Origin of the sequence: Jeongeupia sp. HS-3, from assembly GCF_015140455.1 — a bacterium.
Lineage (GTDB): Bacteria > Pseudomonadota > Gammaproteobacteria > Burkholderiales > Chitinibacteraceae > Jeongeupia.
Genome location: NZ_AP024094.1, coordinates 961222 through 980458, shown reverse-complemented (window position 1 = coordinate 980458; position 19237 = coordinate 961222). Strand labels below are relative to the sequence as shown.

Here is a 19237-nt window from a genome sequence, read left to right as displayed (position 1 = left end):
CGATTCGCGTAATGGCGAATCAGGCCTGGGCTTCAGCAGCCGCAGCAACGATTTCCTGCACAGCCTGGTTGCGGCCTTCGAGCACAGCGTCAGCAATGCCGCGAGCGTACAGGCGAATCGCGCGGGACGAGTCATCGTTACCCGGAACCACGAAATCAATACCCAGCGGGTTATTGTTGGTATCGACAATGCCGATCACCGGGATACCCAGCTTCTTGGCTTCAACCAGGGCACCATTCTGGTAACCGGTGTCGATCACGAAAATCGCGTCCGGCAGACCCTTCATGTCCTTGATGCCGCCGAGCGAGCGATCAAGCTTTTCGACTTCGCGCTGGATGTCGAGCAATTCTTTCTTGCCGTAGCCGCTGTTTTCATCAGCAAGGATGGCTTGCAGATCTTCAAGACGCTTGATCGATTGCTTTACGGTCTTGTAGTTGGTCAGCATGCCGCCGAGCCAACGATGCGACACGAAAGGCATACCAGCACGGGTTGCTTCTTCAGCAACGATGTCACGCGCCGAGCGCTTGGTACCCACGAACAGAACCGTACCCTTGTTGGCCGAGATACGGCGCACGTACTTCAGCGCTTCTTCGAACAGCGGCAGGGTCTTTTCGAGGTTGATGATGTGAATCTTATTGCGGGCACCAAAAATGTACTGGCCCATTTTCGGGTGCCAGTAACGGGTCTGGTGACCGAAGTGAACACCAGCTTCAAGCATTTCACGCATGCTAACGGACATTGGTAAATCTCCAATTCGATAGGGTTATGGACTACCGTTCGCGCGACACCCTGAAGTAAACAAGGCACCCATATCGGGGCGAACCGGGAGAATGCTACGCACAGCCAATGCCGCACGTAGCCCAAGAGTATAGCGTGAAGCAGCGCCATCACTCAAGCGCGGTAAGCAGCGAAATTACTGGCGCCGGCAGGCTGGCACGGCCGCCGCTGCACATATCGCACTCAATCTGGTTTGTGCTTCCCTCGCCAAGCCCTCGTCACCGATCGCCAATGCAAGCCTGTACTGCAAGGAAAAATCATCGGCAAGATAGGCCGGCTCAGCCAACCGGCGATCCAGTACCACTACACTTTCCAGCTCGGTCAACGCCTGCGCCACCTGACCCAGGGCGCCAAGTGCCTCGGCGCGGATTCGGCCGGCATGTGCGCGTTCGACAGGCGCCACATCACCCGACAAGGGTGCATTAACAATGGCCAACGCACCCGCTGGATCACCTGCAGCCAGTCGCAATCGCGCACCCAGATTGCGTAGCGGCACCGCAATCGCACACGGCGCCGGGCACAATTCGTTCGCTCGCGCCAACCAAGCCCGCGCCTCATCTGAACGGCCTTGTGCAACGAGCGCCAACTGGTAAGCCGCTCTGGCACGCAGCGCCGCCGGATACAGCACCTCGTCCGGCATACCGAGCAACACCCTAGCCGCCGCATCCGGCTGCCGCAGGCGAAGCTGCACTTGTGCCAAACCGAGCCTTGCTTCACCCGCCCCCGGCCAATCGTCGACGGCCTGGCGCAAATCCAGTGCCGAACGCCACAATTCGACAGCCTCTTCATCATTCCCGGCCTGGGTCGCGCGATTGGCTGACAATGCGGCGGCATCGGCCCGCTGCGCCAATACCGGTCTTGGCTGCGGCGGCGCCCCACCGCAAGCCATCAGCAATACCGTGACCGTAACCACCAGCAACAAACGGACTCCTGACGCCATGCACCCACTCCTCATGGTCGGCTCGGCGGCACCGGCGCGAGCAGATCGGCCGGCGGCAACCATTGATTCAGGGGCCATGACTGCGAGGCACCATCAAGCGCATCACGGCTGGTTTGCAGTACCGCATCACCATTGCGCAATAGCGACGGCAGGCGTGGCGCGGCGGCATCAACCGCACGACGGGTTGTAGTCATCATGGCCTCGGCCTCACTGGCGGCACGACTGGCGTGCAGCAGCGTGCCGTCGAGCTTGGTCAGCATGCCGGGCAGCCGTCCCTGCAACTCGGCGGCAATCGCATCGACACGCGCCAGTGCCTGCTCGCCGCGCTGCGTCACCGCAGGCAGATCACGCTGGCTCAGCGCATTCAGATTAACGAGCAACTGATCGACCGATGCACGGGTCTGTCTCAGCTCGCCGGTCAGGCCACGCACATTGGCCAAGGTCTGACGCAGATCGCCATCCGGATCGTTGACGACATCCAGCGTGGTTTGCATCGAATCGATGATCGGTACCACCCGCTGACGCAGGTCGAGGGCGATTTCCGACAAGCCGAGCGCGGGCGCGAAGGCCAGTTTGGCGCCATCCTTGACCGGCGCCTGGTTGGGCGAGCCACCGGCAATCTCAATGTAGTGATCACCGATCAGCCCGTCTTGCTGCAGGATGGCCATCGAGTCAGGCTTGATCCACTTGGTGTAACGGGCCTCAACCAGCAAATCGACATCAACCTTGGCCTGATCATTCAAAGACACCGCATCGACGACGCCGATCTTGAAGCCCGACAAGCGAACCTGCATGCCCGGCGTCAAGCCGGCGCCGTGCTCGGCGACAAAATGCAATTGCGCCTTGGGTACGAAATAACCCTGTCGCAAGCCGAGCAAGACCAGCAAGGTCAGCGCAACGCCGGCGCCAACCAACACGAAAGCACCAACCCGCAAGCCCAGCCAGCGAAAGCGCGCATCGCCATCCTTAAGCAACTGCATGACTTTCCTCAATGATGGCCGCGGACATCAGCGGCAAGGACTCCGCATGCTGCATTGCCCCCGCCCCCAGCAATAGCGCGGGGCATTGCCGCAGCAGCGCGGCGAACGCCTCTTTGCAATGAATATCGGCAGCACCATTCAGCCATGCCAGCCATTCGACTTCAACCACCAGCCAGGCCGGCGACTGCACCAGCGTACGAACCAGCGCCAGTGTACGGCGCTGCGCACGCGACAAGGATGCAGGCAAGGCGGCCATCAGGCTCAGGCGCTCTTCCCGAGCCACACCCAGCTGATTCAAAGCTGCCGCCACGCGGATTTCCAGCACCGGCAGCGACACCGACTCGTGATACCACGCCGGCAAAATCAGGTTTTCCCACACACGCAAATTGTTCACGAAACCACCGCCCTCCTGCAGGCACGCCACCTGCCCCGGCAGATACTTCTGCAGTGCCACAACCATCTTGTGGCTACTGGACGTGCGCAACTCGTGCTCGCACCCGTAGTAAACCCCGGCATGGCAGGCGGAAAAATCCCAGTGCGAACTCATGACAACAACACCCAGATCAAATTAATGGAGAACACAGCCAACAAGCCACGCATCACGGCACTCGACGATGCCTTGGGAATTTCGGTGACATAAGGCGCCGCCCGCAACCCGGACCAGCACGCCAGTGTTGCCGCCGCCATACCGAACAAGAGCGATTTCCCCAGGCACTGCAATACCACGCCGAGCTGCAGCACCTGATCGATGCGCTGCGCCTGATAGCCGATTTCCCAGCCCGATGAAGCCAGCGCGCCACCCACCAGCGATGCACTGGCGAGATAGAGCCCCAGCAGGGCCGATGAAATGCTCACGCCGATCACCCGCGGCAGCACGATATACGCCGGCAAGGGAATGCCGATCGCCGCCAGACTATCAAGCTCGCCATGCACCTTCATCGCGGCCAATTCGCTGGCCACCGCCGACGACGAGCGCGCGATCAGCACCAGCGCAGCCAGCAAGGGGCTGATATCGCGAAAGCTCAGCGTGGCGAGCAGGCGCAATGCGGCCTCGCGACTCTGGCCATATTGACCGTGCAATAACAGGATGACCATGCCGCCCAGTGCCACGCCGATCAGCAACATGATCCACACCGCCTGATTGCCGGTGAAGTACAACTGCTTGAGCAACACCCTGCGCACCGGCTCGCGGCGCAGCTGTCCAAGCAACATCAGCGGGGCAAAAAATCGGGGGAGCACGGATTGGTCAACTCGCTCGGGCAAGGGGATCACTATAATCGGCGGCGTATCCGACGACTGTGATATCGACTATGAACTATACCAGCCTGATTTTCATCGGCGTGGGCGCCGCACTGGGCGCATGGGCTCGCTGGGGGCTATCGATCCTGCTCAATCCGCTATTTCCGACCGTCCCCACCGGGACCCTCGCGGCCAACTGGATCGGTGCTTATTTGATGGGGATTTCGCTGGGGTTTTTCACGCTCTGGCAAGGCGTATCGCCCGAGGTAAAACTGCTCGTCACCACTGGCTTTCTCGGCGGACTGACCACGTTTTCGACCTTCTCGGCGGAAGTAACCACGTTAATTTTGCGGCAACAGCTGGGCTGGGCCGTCGCGGCGATCGGCCTGCATGTCGGCGGCTCACTCACGCTGACCTGGCTGGGACTCAAAACCGTCGCAGCCCTCAAGGGAGGCTCCTGATGCAACTGATCCGCTTCTACCTGACCCAGACGCAGTGCCACCACGGCATCCTGTTATACGAATGGCTACTCAAACAGGCCCGGGCACAAGGCGCCAGCGGCGCCACGGCGTTTCATGCCCTCGCCGGCTTTGGCCGCCACCACTGGCACGAAGCCACATTCTTTGAACTTGCCGGCGAAGTCCCGGTCGCAGTCGAAGTCATCGCCCCCGAAAACGTGGTCGTCCAGCTGATCGCCGCGATCTCGGCCGAGCAGCTGTCGCTACCTTATCTGCAGGTGCCGGTTGCGCTGCACGTCACTGGCAAAAGCGAACAATCAGGTCAATAGCCATTTTCGATTAGATCGCACGAACACAGCTGATTTAAACTATCTACCTTTTGCAAATCCCCTGAGGAATGCCCATGGCCACCAAGCACGCCAGTCTGTTGATTCTCGGTTCCGGCCCGGCCGGCTACACCGCCGCCGTCTACGCCGCGCGCGCCAACCTGAACCCGGTGCTGGTGACCGGCATGGCTCAGGGCGGCCAGCTGATGACAACCACCGACGTCGACAACTGGCCGGCCGATGCCGACGGCGTTCAGGGCCCGGAATTGATGACGCGCTTTCAGAAGCACGCCGAACGCTTTGGCACGGAAATGATCTTCGATCATATCCACACCACGCATCTGAACGAGAAGCCGATCCGCCTTGTTGGCGATGCGGCTGAATACACCTGCGACGCGCTGATCATCGCGACCGGCGCATCGGCGCAATACATTGGCATTCCGTCCGAGGAAGCCTTCGCCGGCCGCGGCGTTTCCGCCTGCGCCACCTGCGACGGCTTTTTCTATCGCGGTCAGAAGGTTGCCGTTGTCGGTGGTGGCAACACCGCCGTCGAAGAGGCGCTCTATCTTTCCAATATCGCCGCGCATGTGACGCTGATTCATCGCCGCGATACCTTCCGCGCCGAAAAAATCCTCGTCAATCATCTGATGGCCAAGGTGGCCGAGGGCAAGATTTCGCTCGAACTGAATCAGACGCTTGATGAAGTACTGGGTGACGCGACCGGCGCCACCGGTGCACGACTGAAATCAAGCCAGGATGGCAGCACCAAGGATCTGGAAGTATCGGGCGTGTTCATCGCCATCGGTCACAAGCCCAACACCGACATCTTCCGTGGCCAGATCGAGATGGACAGCACCGGCTACATCATCACCAAGGGCGGCCGCGAAGGCGGCGCGACCGCGACCACCGCACCGGGGGTGTTCGCTGCGGGCGACGTGCAGGATCATATCTACCGTCAGGCCGTGACCAGCGCCGCATCGGGCTGCCAAGCGGCGCTTGATGCCGACAAATACCTGGAAACACTGCGCTGATCATCGGCGCGTTGCTCCAGTAAAAAGAGCGTCCCATTGGGACGCTTTTTTTCGGCCCCGGCTCAGGCCACCGGCAGCTTCAACAGCAGGCCCAAAAATGCCAGGGCCAGCACCACGCAGAACCAGAATTGCACCCTGCCACGACGGCGCAGTGTTTCGATCTCGCCGATCATGCGGGCATTTTGTTCGGCCAACTCGCCGATCAATTTGGTCGAGGCCTGCAAGCCCTGATGCAAATCGATGACCTCGTTGCGGTTCTCCTCAACCAGCCGTTCAAGCCGGGTCAGTCGCGTCGCGTCGTCGGCCTGCCCATCCGGATCGATGACGATTTCCCGAAGTGGCTCGGCCTCTTTGGCTCGGGTAAACAGTTTTTTGGTCGCATCGATAATTTTGGGCGTGTTCTCGAGCACCTGGCCCCAGGGAATAGCCTGCAATGCAATCAACCAGTTAATTGCCATGATTTACCTCGGTTTACCATATCCATGATCCCGCCCTCCGCCGGCAGGCGACGCACATTGATGCTTTGAATTGCACCGGAGGCCGGTTTTAGCATCAAGCACTCTTAGCCGCTACAGTATTCACGCCTGCGTCTGCCGGATCGCCATCAAGGCCTGATTGCGCAGGGTTTTGAGCAGGTTGAGCTCGTCATTACCAATCTTCAGGCTACCGGCAGCCTGGCGATCGCCATACAGCAGGCCGATCATCTGCTTATCCAGCACCAGCGGCAGCACGATAAAGGTTCGCGCCCCCAAGCGCTGGTCGTACCACGCGGGGATACGGTCGCGGATGGTCGCGTCGTGGGTATCCTCGATCAGGATATCGGCATTGCGCTGCAACGCGACCTGGAACACATCGGTCACCGCACCAAGCTCGATCTGGAAACCGCCAAGCACGGCAGGAATATCACGGCCGAAACCAAACCGGGCGGCGATGGCGTGGCGCTTGAGATCACGCGTACACAGCAGCACGCGATCGAAGCCGATGCCGCGATACATCGTTTCCAGCACCATGCGCAGCAGGTCATTGAGCTTGAAACTGCCAACCAGTGTATTGGCGATGTCCTGCACGCCGGCGGCAAGAATCGCCGCGTGCGCGCGAGCGGTGTCTTCGAGCGTCGTTTCCAGCCTTGCCTGATCGATGGTATCCGGCGCGACACCAACAGCCTTCAGCCGGGCGGCGTCGAACAAGCTCAAATTACGCAGGAAAGCACTATCGTCGGCGGTCATGTCCAGCGTATGCAGATAGGCGCGAAACTGTTCGGACACCTCATGCAGTGTGGCACTCAGATCATCGAGCGAAAGACCGGTCGCGGGCAGGTAGCGGCGCTGCAGTTGCTGCAGACGGCTGATCCCGGCCGTATCGGCATCGTCGAGCACGCTCAGCAGCTCGCTACCGAGGTTGGCGTACTGCCGCAACTTTTCCTGCTCGATCTGCGTGGCCCGAACGATGCCCTCTGGCAGCGTTTGCATGCTTCGGCAGATTCGTTCCGGGAAGTGCCATTGCCGCGCCACGCCACCGCCCAGCTCGGCAAAATCGAGCCCCATCACCGACTTGGCGGCGTTCGATTCGCTCAAGCCGTCACGCCGGCGCTGATCGATGCGCAGATTGTCGTCGGGAAAATAATAAATAGTCAGCAGCTTGCCAAGATGATGCAGCATGCCGCAGACCAGCGTTTCCTCGGCATCGCGGACGCCGCTGCGGCGGTGCAGCGCGCGAGCGAGCAAACCGGAGAAAAACGCCCGCAGCGTGGCCTCCCTGATCGTCTGCGCCTGGCTCCTGTCGTGCAGATGCTCGAACAGCAATACCGTGACCGCAAGACTGCGGATGGTGTTGAAGCCAAGAATCACGATGGCGCGTGACACGGTGCTGATCGTCCCGCCGTACTGGCCATAGATCGCCGAGTTGGCCAGCCGCAGCAGCTTGTTGGTCAGCGCGAAATCGCGCAGCACCACGTCAGACAAGCCCTGCAGATGCTCGGCATCGCCCACCTGAATCTGGTTGAGACTGCTGATCGCTTGCGAGAGCGCCGGAAAATCGCTGCTTCGCTGCATCCGCCACAGCAGTTTGTCGAGCGTACCGCCACACGCGGCCCCGGCACCGCCACGGGCATCAAGCCAGTGCCGCAACGCTTGCGACCAGGCATCGATCCCGCTTTCGACCGCCACCAGGCGGTGCAGCTCGGCAAGCTCAGGCCGGGACTCCGCATCACCGAGCAGCCGTTGCAGCAAGCGCACAGCCCCGGGCAAGGGATCCACGCATTCGGTATCGGGCAGCGGCAGCAGCCAGGCGCGGCCTTGCACATCGATCAGCAAACGGTCTTCGCCAAGCTGGAAGACCGGCCCTTGCTGCAGGGCGCAGCACTGTACCGCCAGCGCATCCAGCACCCAGGCAACGGCCAACGCTGGCGCAACCGGACCTTCGCGCTTCAAGCGCAGCGACAGCGGCTCCAGCGTTGCATCGCCGACGATCAGCCAGCTCACCGCCCCGTCCTCGAAGGTATCGGTCGGCGCGAGCAAATGCGGATGCGGCAAGGCAAGTCCAGGGCGATCGAGTGTATCGCTGATTGCTGGCTGCACCGCCAGCAGCATCACGTTTCGGCCGGTTTGTTCATCGCGGCCGCGGTGCAGCGACCATTGTTGCGCTTGCAGCAGCGGTGCCTCGACGTCATAGCGCGATTGCAATCGTGTAGTCATGGCATCTCCCCGATTGCACTTTATAGCGTGCGCGCTGACGCAATGTCATGCATGGCATGAAGGGGCGTAACAAAAAAGCCGCCGGCGGTAATGCGCGGCGGCTTGATTCGGACAACGACGAATCGCTCGATCAGGTTTTGGGCAGCGTTACGCCACTCTGGCCCTGATATTTGCCGCCACGATCGCGGTAGCTGGTTTCGCAGACATCGTCGGCATCGGCTTCGAAGAACAACACCTGCGCCACGCCCTCGTTGGCGTAAATCTTCGCCGGCAGTGGCGTGGTGTTGGAGAACTCCAGCGTCACATAACCTTCCCACTCAGGCTCGAACGGGGTGACATTGACGATGATGCCGCAGCGCGCATAAGTCGATTTCCCCAGACACACCGTCAGGGCATTGCGCGGGATGCGGAAGTATTCGACGGTGCGTGCCAGCGCGAACGAGTTCGGCGGAATGATGCAGTAGCCCTTGCCCGAGACATCGACAAAGCTGTTTTCGTCAAAGTTTTTGGGATCGACGATGGTGCTGTTCAGGTTGGTGAAGACCTTGAATTCATCGGCGCAACGGATATCGTAGCCGTAGCTCGATGTGCCGTAGGACACGATGCGCTCGCCATTCACTTCCTTCACTTGCCCCGGAACGAAGGGCTCGATCATGCCGTGCTCTTGCGCCATGCGGCGAATCCACTTGTCCGACTTGATACTCATCGCGGTCTATCCATTGAAATTCGGTTGAATGGCCGGCATTTTACCGACAAGCAGTGCCTCACGGGTACACCAGTATTTCTGGCCCGCTCATCTTGCTCTCGCAACAACGATTGCCGACAATCAAGGCAAGGGAACAGAACAACAAGGAGCACCCGAACCGATGTCCAAGCAACCCTGCCCGCCCCTGAGCCTGCCCACGACCAGCGGCGGCCTTTTCGACACCGAGGCACTCAAAGGCCAAGCCTTTGTTCTCTACTTCTACCCCAAGGACAACACCCCGGGGTGCACCACTGAAGGCAACGACTTCCGCATCCATCACGATGCGTTCGAAGCGGCCCACATCAAGGTGTTCGGCATCAGTCGCGACAGCGTCAAATCGCACGAAAACTTCAAAACCAAACAGTGCTTCCCGTTTGAACTCGTTTCCGACCCCGAGGAGATCGCCTGCGAAGCATTTGGTGTCATGAAAATGAAGAATATGTATGGCAAACAGGTACGCGGCATTGAACGCAGCACCTTTGTCATCGACCGTACCGGCGACATCGTCAGGGAGTGGCGAGGCGTCAAGGTACCGAGACATGTCGAGGAAGTACTCGATTTTGTCCAGGCACTGAAATAAGGGAAGCGGCGCGTGCGCCGCTTTTTTCATGGCTGCTGCACCCGCACAGCACACAACACGCTAAAAAGGGGAACGATATGGCTGTCCGCAAGCCTCGCCGCAAGGACGACACCAAGCTGTTTGTGCTCGATACCAACGTGCTGATGCACGATCCGACCTCTTTGTTCCGCTTTCAGGAGCACGATCTCTTCCTGCCGATGATGACGCTGGAAGAACTCGACAACAACAAAAAGGGCATGTCCGAAGTTGCCCGCAACGCCCGTCAGGCCAGTCGTTTCCTGGAGGAACTCGTCGCCGGACGCGAGCACAGTCTGCACGACGGGGTGCCACTGGAAGGGCCAAGCAAAGACCAAGCCACCGGTCGGCTCTTTTTGCAGACCGAAGCGATCACCAGCGTGCTGCCGTCCCAGTTGCCCATGGGCAAGGCCGACAACCAGATTCTCGGCGTCGTGCATCACCTGCAGCAGATCCAGCCCAAGCGTCAGGTCATCCTGGTGTCGAAAGACATCAACATGCGCATCAAGGCCCGCACGCTGGGGCTGGCGGCCGAAGACTATTTCAACGACAAGGTGCTTGAGGATACCGACCTCCTCTACACCGGGATGCGCGAAATCGACCAGGCCTTCTGGGAGAAGAACGGCAAGGATCTGCAAAGCTGGCAGGAGGGTGGGCGCAGCTATTGGCGCATCAAGGGGCCGGACGTTCTCGACCTGTATCCAAACCAGTTGCTATTCCAGCAAGGCGAAACGCCCTTCATCGCCCGGGTGACCGAGATCGAGAGCAAGAGCGCGCTGATCGTCAGCCTCAAGGATTACTCGCACCAGAAGAACGCCATCTGGGGCATCCTGGCGCGCAACCGCGAACAGAATTTCGCGCTCAACCTGTTGATGGATCCGGAAGTCGACTTCGTCTCGCTGCTCGGCCAGGCCGGCACCGGCAAGACGCTGCTGACGCTCGCTGCCGGTCTGGTGCAGACGCTGGAGACCAAGATTTACAGCGAAATCATCATGACCCGCGTCACCGTACCGGTCGGCGAGGACATCGGCTTCCTGCCCGGCACCGAAGAGGAAAAAATGCAGCCGTGGATGGGCGCGCTGGAAGACAACCTCGACGTCCTGAACCAGACCGACGCCGAAGCCGGCGACTGGGGCCGCGCCGCCACGCGCGATCTGATCCGCTCACGCATCAAGGTGAAGTCGCTCAACTTCATGCGCGGGCGCACCTTTCTCAACAAGTTTCTGATCATCGACGAAGCGCAGAACCTCACGCCCAAGCAGATGAAGACGCTGATCACCCGCGCCGGCCCCGGCACCAAGGTCGTGTGTCTGGGCAATATCAGTCAGATCGACACGCCTTACCTCACCGAGGGCTCGTCTGGCCTGACTTACGTGGTTGATCGCTTCAAAGACTGGACCCACTCGGGCCACATCACGCTGCAGCGGGGCGAACGCTCGCGCCTGGCCGATTACGCAGCAGAAATGCTTTAAATCAGTAAATGCTGTTGCAGGGGCCGGCCGTTGCCGGCCCTTTTTGCATTCGGGGCTTTGAAACCTTGCGGCTTTTCGCTATGGTCGGCTCTCCCGGCAACAGCAAGCTGAACACTATGACCACGATCGCGGTCTTCAATCAGAAGGGTGGCGTCGGCAAGACGACCGTCACCGCCAACCTCGCGGCCGCCATGGCGCAGAACGGCACGGCACCGCTGGTCATCGATCTCGACCCGCAGGCGCACCTCAGCCATTACTGGGGGTTCGGCGCGGCGCCGGGCGCGACGATCCACGACTTCTTTCGCGGCATTTCGGCACTTTCCGATCTGGTACGCCCGCTGCCGAACGGGATCGATTTCATCCCGTCCGAGCTGGCGCTGTCCAAGGTCGACGCCCAGCTCACCCGCCATCGCGATCACCTGTGGCGGCTCAAGCTCGGGCTCACCGCCGAAATGCTCGCCGATCACGCGCCGGTGCTGATCGATTGCGGGCCGATGCTCGGCGTGCTCGGCTTCTCCGCGCTGCTCGCCGCCGATCTGGTGCTGGTGCCGGTCGTACCCGAAACCTTGGCGCTGCACGGCGCACGCATGAGCGCACGCACCCTTACCGGGCTGGAGCAATTGCTGCCGCGCAAGCCGCGCCGCTATCTGCTCAACCGCTACCAGCGCGGCAACATCGCCAGCGAACATGCACTGCGCCAGTTGCGGCAGGATTACCCGGGCGAAGTACTGGGATCGACGCTGCGGCCAACCGATCTTTACGAAGCCGCGGTCATCCGCCACGCCGACGTGTTCTCGCTCGACGCCGACAGCGATGCCGCGCAAGACATGACGCTACTGCTCGATGAGCTGGTCGAAACGGGCTTGGTCACGCTCTAGCTCACTCGCCCTGATCGACCACCACAAAATACTTGCGCACCGGTTCGACCACCTCGAAGCGGCCAACAAAACCGGCCGGGATCACCGCCGCCTCGCCGGGGCCGACCTCGGTGACCGTGCCCGCGGCCGCGTGCAGCCGCACCCTGCCTTCGATCACGCAGAAAAACTCATCACGGTTGTCGGCAAAGCGGATGTTCCAGCTCCCCACTTCGCAAGCCCAGACGCCGCTGGATAAACCTTGCCGGGCGTAGTGCTCCCAGGTCGTCCGCAGCGGGTTGCCGTCAACACGGCGTTCCGGACGAGGATGGTCGTAAACAGGCGCTGTGGCCGAGCTGGAAAAATGGGTGATCTCGGGTGGGTTCATGCTGGCACCGGCGCAAAAAACAACGAGCATAGCCGATTGACCGGCACCTCATCCTGCCGCGCGGCCACACATCCTGACGAGCGACACCCCGCGAACCTGCGCCAGACCGGTGCGCGCCCGATTGTGAAATCACCACCCAACCCGATGGGCAGCCACATCAAGTTGCTGTGCCGTTTCGGTTTTTTCTTGCGCACCAAGCGAGTGCCATCGCCGCCGCACGATTGTGCGTCCGCAGCACGAACCAGCAAACTAAGCCTTTGATTCCATTTCCAAATAACCCGGATCGATCGAAAGCTTACTAAGGCGTTTCCCCATCAGGAAATATGGCAATAGGATTGCAAAAATGCGGCGCGCATGATCGCCCCACCCTGCTAACCGGCAGCGTATTCCAACCCAAAGAATGGGCAAGCGGCCACCGACCCGGTGACGAACCGCTTGCCGACACCGGAGAGAATGCTGATGTTCGCCACCCTCACCAAGCAAGGCCTCTGTGCCGCCGCTGTGTTGACCGCCTTCGCCATCCAGCCCGCTCAGGCCACCGACAAGCTACCCAATGTGGTGATCCTGGCCACCGGCGGCACCATCGCCGGCACCGGCGCCACCAGCACCACCACGGTCGGCTATACCGCCGCCAAGATCGGCGTGGAAAAACTGATCGAAGCCGTGCCGGAAATGAAGAAAGTGGCCAACGTCAAAGGCGAGCAGGTATTCCAGATCGCCAGCGAAAGCATGAACAACGATCACTGGCTCAAGCTCGCCAAGCGCGTGAACGAGCTGTTGAAACAGTCCGATGTTGACGGCATCGTCATCACCCACGGCACCGACACCATCGAGGAAACCGCCTACTTCCTCAACCTGACGGTCAAGAGCAAAAAGCCGGTGATCATCGTCGGTTCGATGCGCCCCGCCACCGCGATCAGCGCCGACGGCCCGATCAATCTGTACAACGCCGTTGCCACCGCCGGTAGCAAGGACGCCGTCGGCCGCGGCGTACTGGTGACGCTGAACGACGAAATCCAGGCCGCACGCGACGTCACCAAGACCAACACCATGACTGCGAACACCTTCCGTTCGCCGGAACTCGGCAGCCTCGGCTACATCGTCTCGGGCAAGCCGGTGTTCTATCGCACCAGTACGCGCAAGAACACCGCGGATACCGAGTTCGACGTCAGCAAGCTCGACAAGCTGCCGGCCGTCGACATCGCCTACGGTTCGGCCAACGCCAACACGCTGGCGATCGACGCCTTCGCCGCGGCTGGCGACGCCGGCATCGTCTACGCCGGCACCGGCAACGGCAGCCTCGCCAACACCGTGCGTCCGCACCTGACCGAACTGCGCAAGCAGGGCCTGCAGATCGTCCGCTCGTCGCGTGTCGGCAATGGCCCGACCATCCGCAACGGCGAAAACAACGATGATGAAACCGATTTCGTCGTCGCCGATACGCTCAGCCCGCAAAAGGCCCGCATCCTCTTGATGCTGGCGCTGACCAAAACCCGCGACAGCAAGGAAATCCAGCGGATGTTCTACACCTATTAAGCAGCACCCCCACCCCGTTGATTCATATCGATAATCGTGTTGAACCAACTCGAGTATTGCTAAAAATGAGATAGCCCCTGGCCATGCCAGGGGCTATCTCATTGAGCATCATGGGGATCAGCGTCATCCAGCCCACGGCGGGCGTGACCGGGAGCTGCCCCCCCTTTCCATTACCCCAGCGATCGTGCAGCCTCATCAATCAGGTCGGCCACTTCGCTGGCATGCGATACCAGTGACGCGTGGCTTGCGTCCAGCGACACGATCTTCCTGGCCTTGATCCGCTCCGCCATCCACTGCTCCGTCTCCGGCGGAATCATCCGGTCCCGAGTCGATACCTGATACCAGCTCGGTTTGGTTTTCCACGCAGGCACGCCACTCTGGTCTTCAAAACAACGCCCGGAAATCGGCTTTTGCGTCACCGCCATCACCAGTGCATCGGCTTCGTCCAGATCGCCGCCGAAGCTATCCCTGAAGCTACTGCGATCCAGCCACAGAAAACCCTCCTTGTCCGGCCGGATACTGGCCGCCCCCGAGGGCGGTGCCTGCCTGGCAAAGATGCTGCCGAGGCTGTCTCCTTCGTCGGGTGCGAACGCCGCGATGTAAACCAGACCAACGACGTTAGGCGCCAAACCTGCGCCGGTGATGACCGCGCCACCGTAGGAATGTCCGACCAGCAGGGTCGGGCCATCCTGCGCGGCCACCAGACTGCCGGTACGGCTGATGTCGTCAACCAACGAAGTGAGCGGATTCTGTACCGCGCTGACGTGATAACCCTTGGCGTGCAGCAGCGGAATGACGTGGCGCCAGTGCGAAGCATCGCCCCACGCGCCGTGAACGAGAACAATGTTTTTAACCAGTGGCATGATGACTCTCTCGAAAGTGCTGCTGGATTCAGCCAGCGTTAAGACACGTATAGCCGCATCTGCGTGCTGGCGTGCAGTCGCAAAACCGGCAGATTTCCTCCCGGAAATGGCAAGCCGCAGCGCTTGATTCCGCTAAGCAACGAAGCCGGCGAGTTCGGTCTGGCAGAAGTCGAGATAGGCCCGCACGATCGACGACGGATGCCGGTGTGACGGATACAGCAGATTGAGCTGCTGCTCGGGCAGCGGATGGGCCGGCAGCAGCGCCACGAGGCGCCCGTCCCGGATTGCTTCGGCGGCCAGAAACGGCGGCAGTTCGGTCACGACCTCGCCGCGCAGCGCCCGGCTGCGCAGATGCAGATAATCATTGGTCGCCAGTATCGGTCGGGGTTCGAACAGCTGTTGCCCAAGCTGCCAACCTGCAATGCCAGCCGGGCCGGGGCGCCAGGTCGCGCACGGGTAGCGATGCAGATCGTCGGGCACCTCGGGGCTGCCCAGCCGTTCAAGCAAGGCCTGCCCGGCCACCAGCACGTGCCGGTAGGTGATCAGGTGCCGCGCCACCATGGTCTCGTGCGCGATCGTGCCGACCCTCAGCGCGACATCCACCCCGTCCTCGATCAGGTCGACCCGCCGTTCGGTGGTCTGCACGCTGAGGCGGATGTCCGGGTAACGCTGCTGAAACAGCGCCAGCAAATCCCACCACGGCTCGAACGCCGGCGGCAGCGACAGGCGCAGGATGCCTTTGAGCCGGGCTTGATCGCTGACCACGGCCCGCTCCGCTTCGGCCAGCGCCTCGACGCCCCGGCTCGCGTGCTCGTACAGCCGCATGCCCGGATCGGTGAGCTTGGTGCCGCGCACCGAGCGCTCCAGCAGCTGTACCCCCAACTCGCGCTCCAGCTCGCGAATGCGGCGGCTCAAGGTCGCCAGCGGCATATCCAGGCGGGCGGCCGCGGCAGACAGGCTGCCCGCCTGAACCACGCCCACAAACATCTGCACGGCATTGAGATCCATCCGCCCAACCCTTCCATTTTTGATAAGAAGATTACGAATATAGGGGGTTTTTTGCGAATAACGGCAGGCATATCGTGACCCCATCAGCCGGACAAGCCGGTTGAGCATTCCATCACAGGAGTCACATCATGAAAGCCTATGTCATCGAACAAGCCGGCGGCCCGGAAGTCCTGCAGCTGAAGGACATTCCCGCACCGCAAGCCGGGCCGGGCGAAGTGCACATCCGCGTGCGCGCCTTCGGCCTCAATCGCGCCGAGGCCTATCTGCGCGCCGGCAAGATGGGCGCGATCGACGGCCCCAGGGTGCCGGGCATCGAGGCAGTCGGCGAGGTCATCGCCGATCCATCCGGCACCTTCCGCACCGGCCAGCGCGTTGCCACCGCGATGGGCGGGCTGCAGTTCAGCCGTACCGGCAGCTATGCCGAGGAAGTCGCGGTGCTGCGCGGCAACGTGATATCGCTCGACGATGTGGCACTGCAGTGGGAAGAACTGGCGGCGCTGCCCGAGTCCTATCTCACCGTTTGGGGTGCGCTGGTCAAAACGCTGGCCGTTCATGCGGGCCAGACGCTGCTGGTCCGCGGCGCCACCGCGTCGGTCGGCCTCGCGGCCGTCGCCTACGCCAAGGAGCTCGGACTGCGGGTGATCGCGACCACGCGCTCGGCCGCCAACGCGGATCGGCTGAAACAGGTCGGTGCGGACGCGGTGATCGTCGATGACGGCCAGATCGCCGAAGCGGTCAAGGCACTGTCCCCGGACGGCGTCGACGCGGCGCTGGAGGTCGTCGGCGCCTCGACACTGCGCGATACCGTCAAGGCACTGAAGCCCTTCGGTGCGGTCGCGGTCATCGGCCTGCTTGGCGGCCCGCCGGTGCTCGATCAGTTCAACCTGATGCAGGACCTGCCCAACGCCACACGGCTGAGCTTCTTCGGCAGCGGCTTGCTCGGTACGGCGGCATTGCCGCTCGACGATGCCCCGTTGCGCCACATCGCCAAGGGCATCGCCGCACAACGCATCCCGTCGCTGCGGGTGGAAACCTTTGCGTTCGACGATGTCCGTCGCGCCCACAGCCTGATGGAAAGCAATCAGGCGCTCGGCAAACTCGTCGTCGTCGTTTGAACCCGGGAGAGACATCATGATCAGGACTTTTCGTCTGGCCTTGGCCGCAGCAGCATTCGGCACCACCCTGCCGGCCCTTGCCGCCCAGCCCCAAACCGGCACGGCGGTAAAAACCGCCATCACCGGCCAGCTCAACCGTTACGAGCAGGCACTGAACGCTGCGGATATTGAACGCGTGATGGCGCTCTACAGTGACGACAGCGTGTTCATGCCGCAGCACAGCCCGCCATCGGTCGGGCGTGCGGCGGTGCGTGAGGCTTACACACGTGTGTTCGGCGCGATCAAGCTCGACATCCGTTTCCAGATCGACGAAATCCGCCTGCTGTCACGCGACTGGGCATTCGCCCGCACCCGTTCGAGCGGCACCGCCACGGCGGTGGGTAGCGACCAGCCGGGCGGCCCCGAAGCCAATCAGGAGCTGTTCCTCTTTCATCGGGAAACGGATGGGCAATGGCGCTTTGCCCGCTATATTTTCACTACCACCAATCCGCCCCCGCGGCCGAACTGATTCAGCGAGGTCCCATCATGAACATCCAAGTCCAATCCATCGCAGTGTTGATCGCCCGTGCGCTGATGGCACTGATCTTTATCCTCGCCGGCCTGGGCAAGATCGGGGCGCTGGCGGCCACGGCGGCCTATATGGAGGCCATGCGCGTGCCCGCCATCCTGCTTTGGCCAACGATCGCCTTCGAGGTCGGCGCCGGCATCCTGGTCCTGGTCGGCTACCAGACGCGCATCGCCGCAGCCCTGCTGGCGGGGTTCTGCCTAGCGACGGCCGCGCTGTTCCACACGCAGTTCGGCGATCAGATCCAGATGATCATGTTCCTGAAGAACCTGGCCATGGCGGGCGGCTTCATCGTGCTGGCCATGCATGGCCCGGGCCGCTTCAGTCTGGATGCGTGCCGGTGCAAGGACCGATCTCATCCCGCTGGTAGCTGATGCGCTGGCGTGACCACCGAACGTGAACCCCGTCTGGGCGGGTTCACGCTCGGCCTTGTGCAATGAAGTTCTCGATGGCAACGATTCCGGCTGGCGCTACAATCGCAATTGATTCTCATCTTTCCAAGCGAGACCTTCATGAAAGCCGCACCGCTCCTCACCGCCGCCGTTGCCCTGCTGCTCGCGGCCTGCGCCAGCATCGACGCCACGTCGACCCAGTACGTCGGCGCGCCACACCCGGCTGCGACCAGCCCGGCGTCGGTACAGATCCTGCGCGAGGAACCGAAGAAACCGTTCGACCGGATCGGCGAAGTGAAGATCGACGCCAGCACCGACCCGGCACCGGCCGTCGCCGATATCGAGAACAGGCTGCGCACCGAGGCGGCCTTGCTTGGCGCCGATGCGGTCGTCATCGTCTACGACCGCATCCAGCCGGTCGGCGCCTATGTCTCCGGCCCGTACTGGGCCGCAACGGTGCAGGACATCGAAGGCCAGCGTCTGGTCGGTATCGCGATCAAGTACCGCTAAGCCGCCAGCGGCAGCGCGGTCTGCATGGCCTCGCCGACCGCTTCGCCGACGAGGATGATCGCCGGACTGCCCAGGCCGGCGGTCTCGGCATCGCCGGCCAGCGCACCCAGCGTCGTCACCAGCCTTTGCTCGCGCTCGGTGCTCGCCCATTGGACCACGGCCGCCGGCGTACACGGCGGCAGCGTCCGCATCAAGCCGGCTGCGAGGCTGTCGATCCGGCTCATGCCCATATAGATCACCAGGGTCGTGCCGGTCGCAGCCAGCGCATTCCAGTCCGGCTCGGAATGATCTTGCGCATGCGCGGTGACGAAGGTGACCCCGCGGCAATGCTCGCGGTGCGTCAGCGAGATACCGAGGCTGGCCGCAGCGGCAAGACCCGAGCTGATGCCGTTGACGATCTCGACCACGACCCCGGCCGCCTGCAGGTAGGCGATTTCCTCGCCAGCGCGGCCGAACAGCAGCACCTCGCCCCCCTTGACCCGCACCACCACCTTGCCGGCCAGCGCATAGCGGCGCATCAGCCGCTGGATGAAATCCTGCGGCGTCGACTTGCAACCGCCGCGCTTGCCGACCCGGATCACCCGCGCTTGCGGCGCCAGCGAGACGATGTCGGGATTGGCCAGATCGTCGAGCAGCAGGATATCGGCGACGGCCAGCGCCTTGGCGGCCTTGATCGTCAGCAAATCCAGATCGCCGGGGCCAGCGCCAAGCAGGATGACTTTACCGTTTCGCATGATGGTTCTCTCCGGT

23 protein-coding genes are annotated in these 19237 nt (G+C 61.9%); 11 read left to right on the top strand and 12 right to left on the bottom strand.

Going from position 1 to position 19237, the window contains the following annotated elements; all coding sequences use genetic code 11:
* Positions 1–19: 19 nt before the first annotated feature.
* The 5 genes from rpsB to JLC71_RS04615 form a co-directional block, all read right to left on the bottom strand.
* Positions 20–739, bottom strand: a complete 720-nt coding sequence (gene rpsB, locus JLC71_RS04635; RefSeq protein ID WP_200917531.1) for a 30S ribosomal protein S2 — start codon at positions 737–739, stop codon at positions 20–22.
* Positions 740–913: 174 nt separating this feature from the next.
* Positions 914–1717 (bottom strand): tetratricopeptide repeat protein, encoded by an 804-nt coding sequence (locus tag JLC71_RS04630; protein ID WP_200917529.1) that lies wholly within the window; start codon positions 1715–1717, stop codon positions 914–916.
* An 11-nt stretch (positions 1718–1728) separates the two neighbouring features.
* A complete protein-coding gene (locus JLC71_RS04625; RefSeq protein ID WP_200917527.1) occupies positions 1729–2697 on the bottom strand; it encodes an MlaD family protein in 969 nt (322 codons plus the stop codon).
* Complete coding sequence (locus tag JLC71_RS04620; protein ID WP_200917525.1) at positions 2684–3244, bottom strand: P-loop NTPase family protein; 561 nt, start codon at positions 3242–3244, stop codon at positions 2684–2686. Before JLC71_RS04620 ends, JLC71_RS04625 begins: the two co-directional genes overlap by 14 nt.
* Positions 3241–3909 (bottom strand): ABC transporter permease, encoded by a 669-nt coding sequence (locus tag JLC71_RS04615; RefSeq protein ID WP_200917523.1) that lies wholly within the window; start codon positions 3907–3909, stop codon positions 3241–3243. The genes JLC71_RS04620 and JLC71_RS04615 overlap by 4 nt, the downstream gene beginning before the upstream one ends.
* Before the next feature lie 98 nt (positions 3910–4007).
* Between JLC71_RS04615 and crcB the strand changes: the two genes are divergently transcribed.
* From crcB to trxB, 3 genes are all read left to right on the top strand, one after another.
* Positions 4008–4397, top strand: a complete 390-nt coding sequence (crcB, locus tag JLC71_RS04610) for a fluoride efflux transporter CrcB (RefSeq protein WP_200917521.1) — start codon at positions 4008–4010, stop codon at positions 4395–4397.
* Positions 4397–4723 (top strand): DUF190 domain-containing protein, encoded by a 327-nt coding sequence (locus tag JLC71_RS04605; RefSeq protein WP_200917519.1) that lies wholly within the window; start codon positions 4397–4399, stop codon positions 4721–4723. Before crcB ends, JLC71_RS04605 begins: the two co-directional genes overlap by 1 nt.
* Positions 4724–4797: 74 nt before the next feature.
* Positions 4798–5751 carry a thioredoxin-disulfide reductase gene (gene trxB / locus JLC71_RS04600; protein ID WP_200917517.1) on the top strand — a complete coding sequence of 318 codons (954 nt, stop codon included), beginning with the start codon at positions 4798–4800 and terminating at the stop codon, positions 5749–5751.
* Between the two features lie 62 nt (positions 5752–5813).
* On the opposite strand, the gene JLC71_RS04595 is transcribed toward trxB, so the two are convergent.
* From JLC71_RS04595 to dcd, 3 genes are all read right to left on the bottom strand, one after another.
* Positions 5814–6209, bottom strand: coding sequence for a hypothetical protein (locus JLC71_RS04595; protein WP_200917516.1), 396 nt, complete (start codon positions 6207–6209; stop codon positions 5814–5816).
* Between the two features lie 120 nt (positions 6210–6329).
* Entirely contained in the window at positions 6330–8444 is a 2115-nt protein-coding gene (locus JLC71_RS04590) for an HDOD domain-containing protein (protein WP_200917514.1), read from the bottom strand.
* Positions 8445–8574: 130 nt separating this feature from the next.
* Complete coding sequence (gene dcd / locus JLC71_RS04585; protein WP_200917512.1) at positions 8575–9150, bottom strand: dCTP deaminase; 576 nt, start codon at positions 9148–9150, stop codon at positions 8575–8577.
* A 160-nt stretch (positions 9151–9310) separates the two neighbouring features.
* On the opposite strand from dcd, the gene JLC71_RS04580 reads away from it, so the two are divergent.
* The 3 genes from JLC71_RS04580 to JLC71_RS04570 all read left to right on the top strand — a co-directional run bounded on the left by JLC71_RS04580 (position 9311) and on the right by JLC71_RS04570 (position 12134).
* Complete coding sequence (locus JLC71_RS04580; protein ID WP_200918257.1) at positions 9311–9769, top strand: peroxiredoxin; 459 nt, start codon at positions 9311–9313, stop codon at positions 9767–9769.
* A gap of 77 nt (positions 9770–9846) precedes the next feature.
* Positions 9847–11256: a PhoH family protein gene (locus JLC71_RS04575; RefSeq protein WP_200917510.1), complete on the top strand. Its 1410-nt coding sequence runs from the start codon at positions 9847–9849 to the stop codon at positions 11254–11256.
* Positions 11257–11372: 116 nt separating this feature from the next.
* Positions 11373–12134 carry a ParA family protein gene (locus tag JLC71_RS04570; RefSeq protein ID WP_200917508.1) on the top strand — a complete coding sequence of 254 codons (762 nt, stop codon included), beginning with the start codon at positions 11373–11375 and terminating at the stop codon, positions 12132–12134.
* Between the two features lies 1 nt (position 12135).
* Here the strand turns inward: JLC71_RS04570 and JLC71_RS04565 are convergent, their stop codons facing one another.
* Entirely contained in the window at positions 12136–12498 is a 363-nt protein-coding gene (locus JLC71_RS04565; protein WP_200917505.1) for a cupin domain-containing protein, read from the bottom strand.
* 459 nt (positions 12499–12957) lie between these two features.
* Between JLC71_RS04565 and JLC71_RS04560 the strand changes: the two genes are divergently transcribed.
* Positions 12958–14034, top strand: coding sequence for a type II asparaginase (locus JLC71_RS04560; protein WP_236250978.1), 1077 nt, complete (start codon positions 12958–12960; stop codon positions 14032–14034).
* 170 nt (positions 14035–14204) lie between these two features.
* On the opposite strand, the gene JLC71_RS04555 is transcribed toward JLC71_RS04560, so the two are convergent.
* A complete protein-coding gene (locus tag JLC71_RS04555; RefSeq protein ID WP_200917501.1) occupies positions 14205–14897 on the bottom strand; it encodes an alpha/beta hydrolase in 693 nt (230 codons plus the stop codon).
* 132 nt (positions 14898–15029) lie between these two features.
* On the bottom strand, positions 15030–15890 hold the full coding sequence (locus JLC71_RS04550; protein WP_200917499.1) for a LysR family transcriptional regulator: 861 nt from the start codon (positions 15888–15890) through the stop codon (positions 15030–15032).
* Between the two features lie 143 nt (positions 15891–16033).
* Here JLC71_RS04550 and JLC71_RS04545 point away from each other — a divergent pair, with 143 nt between their 5' ends.
* From JLC71_RS04545 to JLC71_RS04530, 4 genes are all read left to right on the top strand, one after another.
* A complete protein-coding gene (locus JLC71_RS04545; RefSeq protein ID WP_200917497.1) occupies positions 16034–17020 on the top strand; it encodes a zinc-binding dehydrogenase in 987 nt (328 codons plus the stop codon).
* 16 nt (positions 17021–17036) lie between these two features.
* On the top strand, positions 17037–17528 hold the full coding sequence (locus tag JLC71_RS04540; RefSeq protein ID WP_200917495.1) for a YybH family protein: 492 nt from the start codon (positions 17037–17039) through the stop codon (positions 17526–17528).
* Between the two features lie 17 nt (positions 17529–17545).
* A complete protein-coding gene (locus JLC71_RS04535) occupies positions 17546–17959 on the top strand; it encodes a DoxX family protein (RefSeq protein WP_200917488.1) in 414 nt (137 codons plus the stop codon).
* A 138-nt stretch (positions 17960–18097) separates the two neighbouring features.
* The gene (locus tag JLC71_RS04530; protein WP_200917486.1) at positions 18098–18487 is read left to right on the top strand and encodes a hypothetical protein; all 390 of its coding nucleotides are present in this window, start codon (positions 18098–18100) and stop codon (positions 18485–18487) included.
* On the opposite strand, the gene cobA is transcribed toward JLC71_RS04530, so the two are convergent.
* Complete coding sequence (gene cobA, locus JLC71_RS04525; protein WP_200917484.1) at positions 18484–19221, bottom strand: uroporphyrinogen-III C-methyltransferase; 738 nt, start codon at positions 19219–19221, stop codon at positions 18484–18486. The two genes, JLC71_RS04530 and cobA, sit on opposite strands and share 4 nt — an antisense overlap.
* Positions 19222–19237 lie beyond the last annotated feature (16 nt).

Bases quoted from the DNA above. Each gene is read 5' to 3' on its own strand.
- JLC71_RS04580 (WP_200918257.1), top strand. From the start codon at position 9,311: ATGTCCAAGCAACCCTGCCCGCCCCTGAGCCTGCCCACGACCAGCGGC.
- JLC71_RS04545 (WP_200917497.1), top strand. From the start codon at position 16,034: ATGAAAGCCTATGTCATCGAACAAGCCGGCGGCCCGGAAGTCCTGCAG.
- JLC71_RS04630 (WP_200917529.1), bottom strand. From the start codon at position 1,717: ATGGCGTCAGGAGTCCGTTTGTTGCTGGTGGTTACGGTCACGGTATTG.
- crcB (WP_200917521.1), top strand. From the start codon at position 4,008: ATGAACTATACCAGCCTGATTTTCATCGGCGTGGGCGCCGCACTGGGC.
- dcd (WP_200917512.1), bottom strand. From the start codon at position 9,150: ATGAGTATCAAGTCGGACAAGTGGATTCGCCGCATGGCGCAAGAGCAC.
- JLC71_RS04605 (WP_200917519.1), top strand. From the start codon at position 4,397: ATGCAACTGATCCGCTTCTACCTGACCCAGACGCAGTGCCACCACGGC.
- JLC71_RS04620 (WP_200917525.1), bottom strand. From the start codon at position 3,244: ATGAGTTCGCACTGGGATTTTTCCGCCTGCCATGCCGGGGTTTACTAC.
- JLC71_RS04615 (WP_200917523.1), bottom strand. From the start codon at position 3,909: ATGTTGCTTGGACAGCTGCGCCGCGAGCCGGTGCGCAGGGTGTTGCTC.
- rpsB (WP_200917531.1), bottom strand. From the start codon at position 739: ATGTCCGTTAGCATGCGTGAAATGCTTGAAGCTGGTGTTCACTTCGGT.
- JLC71_RS04570 (WP_200917508.1), top strand. From the start codon at position 11,373: ATGACCACGATCGCGGTCTTCAATCAGAAGGGTGGCGTCGGCAAGACG.
- JLC71_RS04590 (WP_200917514.1), bottom strand. From the start codon at position 8,444: ATGACTACACGATTGCAATCGCGCTATGACGTCGAGGCACCGCTGCTG.
- cobA (WP_200917484.1), bottom strand. From the start codon at position 19,221: ATGCGAAACGGTAAAGTCATCCTGCTTGGCGCTGGCCCCGGCGATCTG.
- trxB (WP_200917517.1), top strand. From the start codon at position 4,798: ATGGCCACCAAGCACGCCAGTCTGTTGATTCTCGGTTCCGGCCCGGCC.
- JLC71_RS04595 (WP_200917516.1), bottom strand. From the start codon at position 6,209: ATGGCAATTAACTGGTTGATTGCATTGCAGGCTATTCCCTGGGGCCAG.
- JLC71_RS04560 (WP_236250978.1), top strand. From the start codon at position 12,958: ATGTTCGCCACCCTCACCAAGCAAGGCCTCTGTGCCGCCGCTGTGTTG.
- JLC71_RS04565 (WP_200917505.1), bottom strand. From the start codon at position 12,498: ATGAACCCACCCGAGATCACCCATTTTTCCAGCTCGGCCACAGCGCCT.
- JLC71_RS04540 (WP_200917495.1), top strand. From the start codon at position 17,037: ATGATCAGGACTTTTCGTCTGGCCTTGGCCGCAGCAGCATTCGGCACC.
- JLC71_RS04530 (WP_200917486.1), top strand. From the start codon at position 18,098: ATGAAAGCCGCACCGCTCCTCACCGCCGCCGTTGCCCTGCTGCTCGCG.
- JLC71_RS04575 (WP_200917510.1), top strand. From the start codon at position 9,847: ATGGCTGTCCGCAAGCCTCGCCGCAAGGACGACACCAAGCTGTTTGTG.
- JLC71_RS04535 (WP_200917488.1), top strand. From the start codon at position 17,546: ATGAACATCCAAGTCCAATCCATCGCAGTGTTGATCGCCCGTGCGCTG.
- JLC71_RS04555 (WP_200917501.1), bottom strand. From the start codon at position 14,897: ATGCCACTGGTTAAAAACATTGTTCTCGTTCACGGCGCGTGGGGCGAT.
- JLC71_RS04625 (WP_200917527.1), bottom strand. From the start codon at position 2,697: ATGCAGTTGCTTAAGGATGGCGATGCGCGCTTTCGCTGGCTGGGCTTG.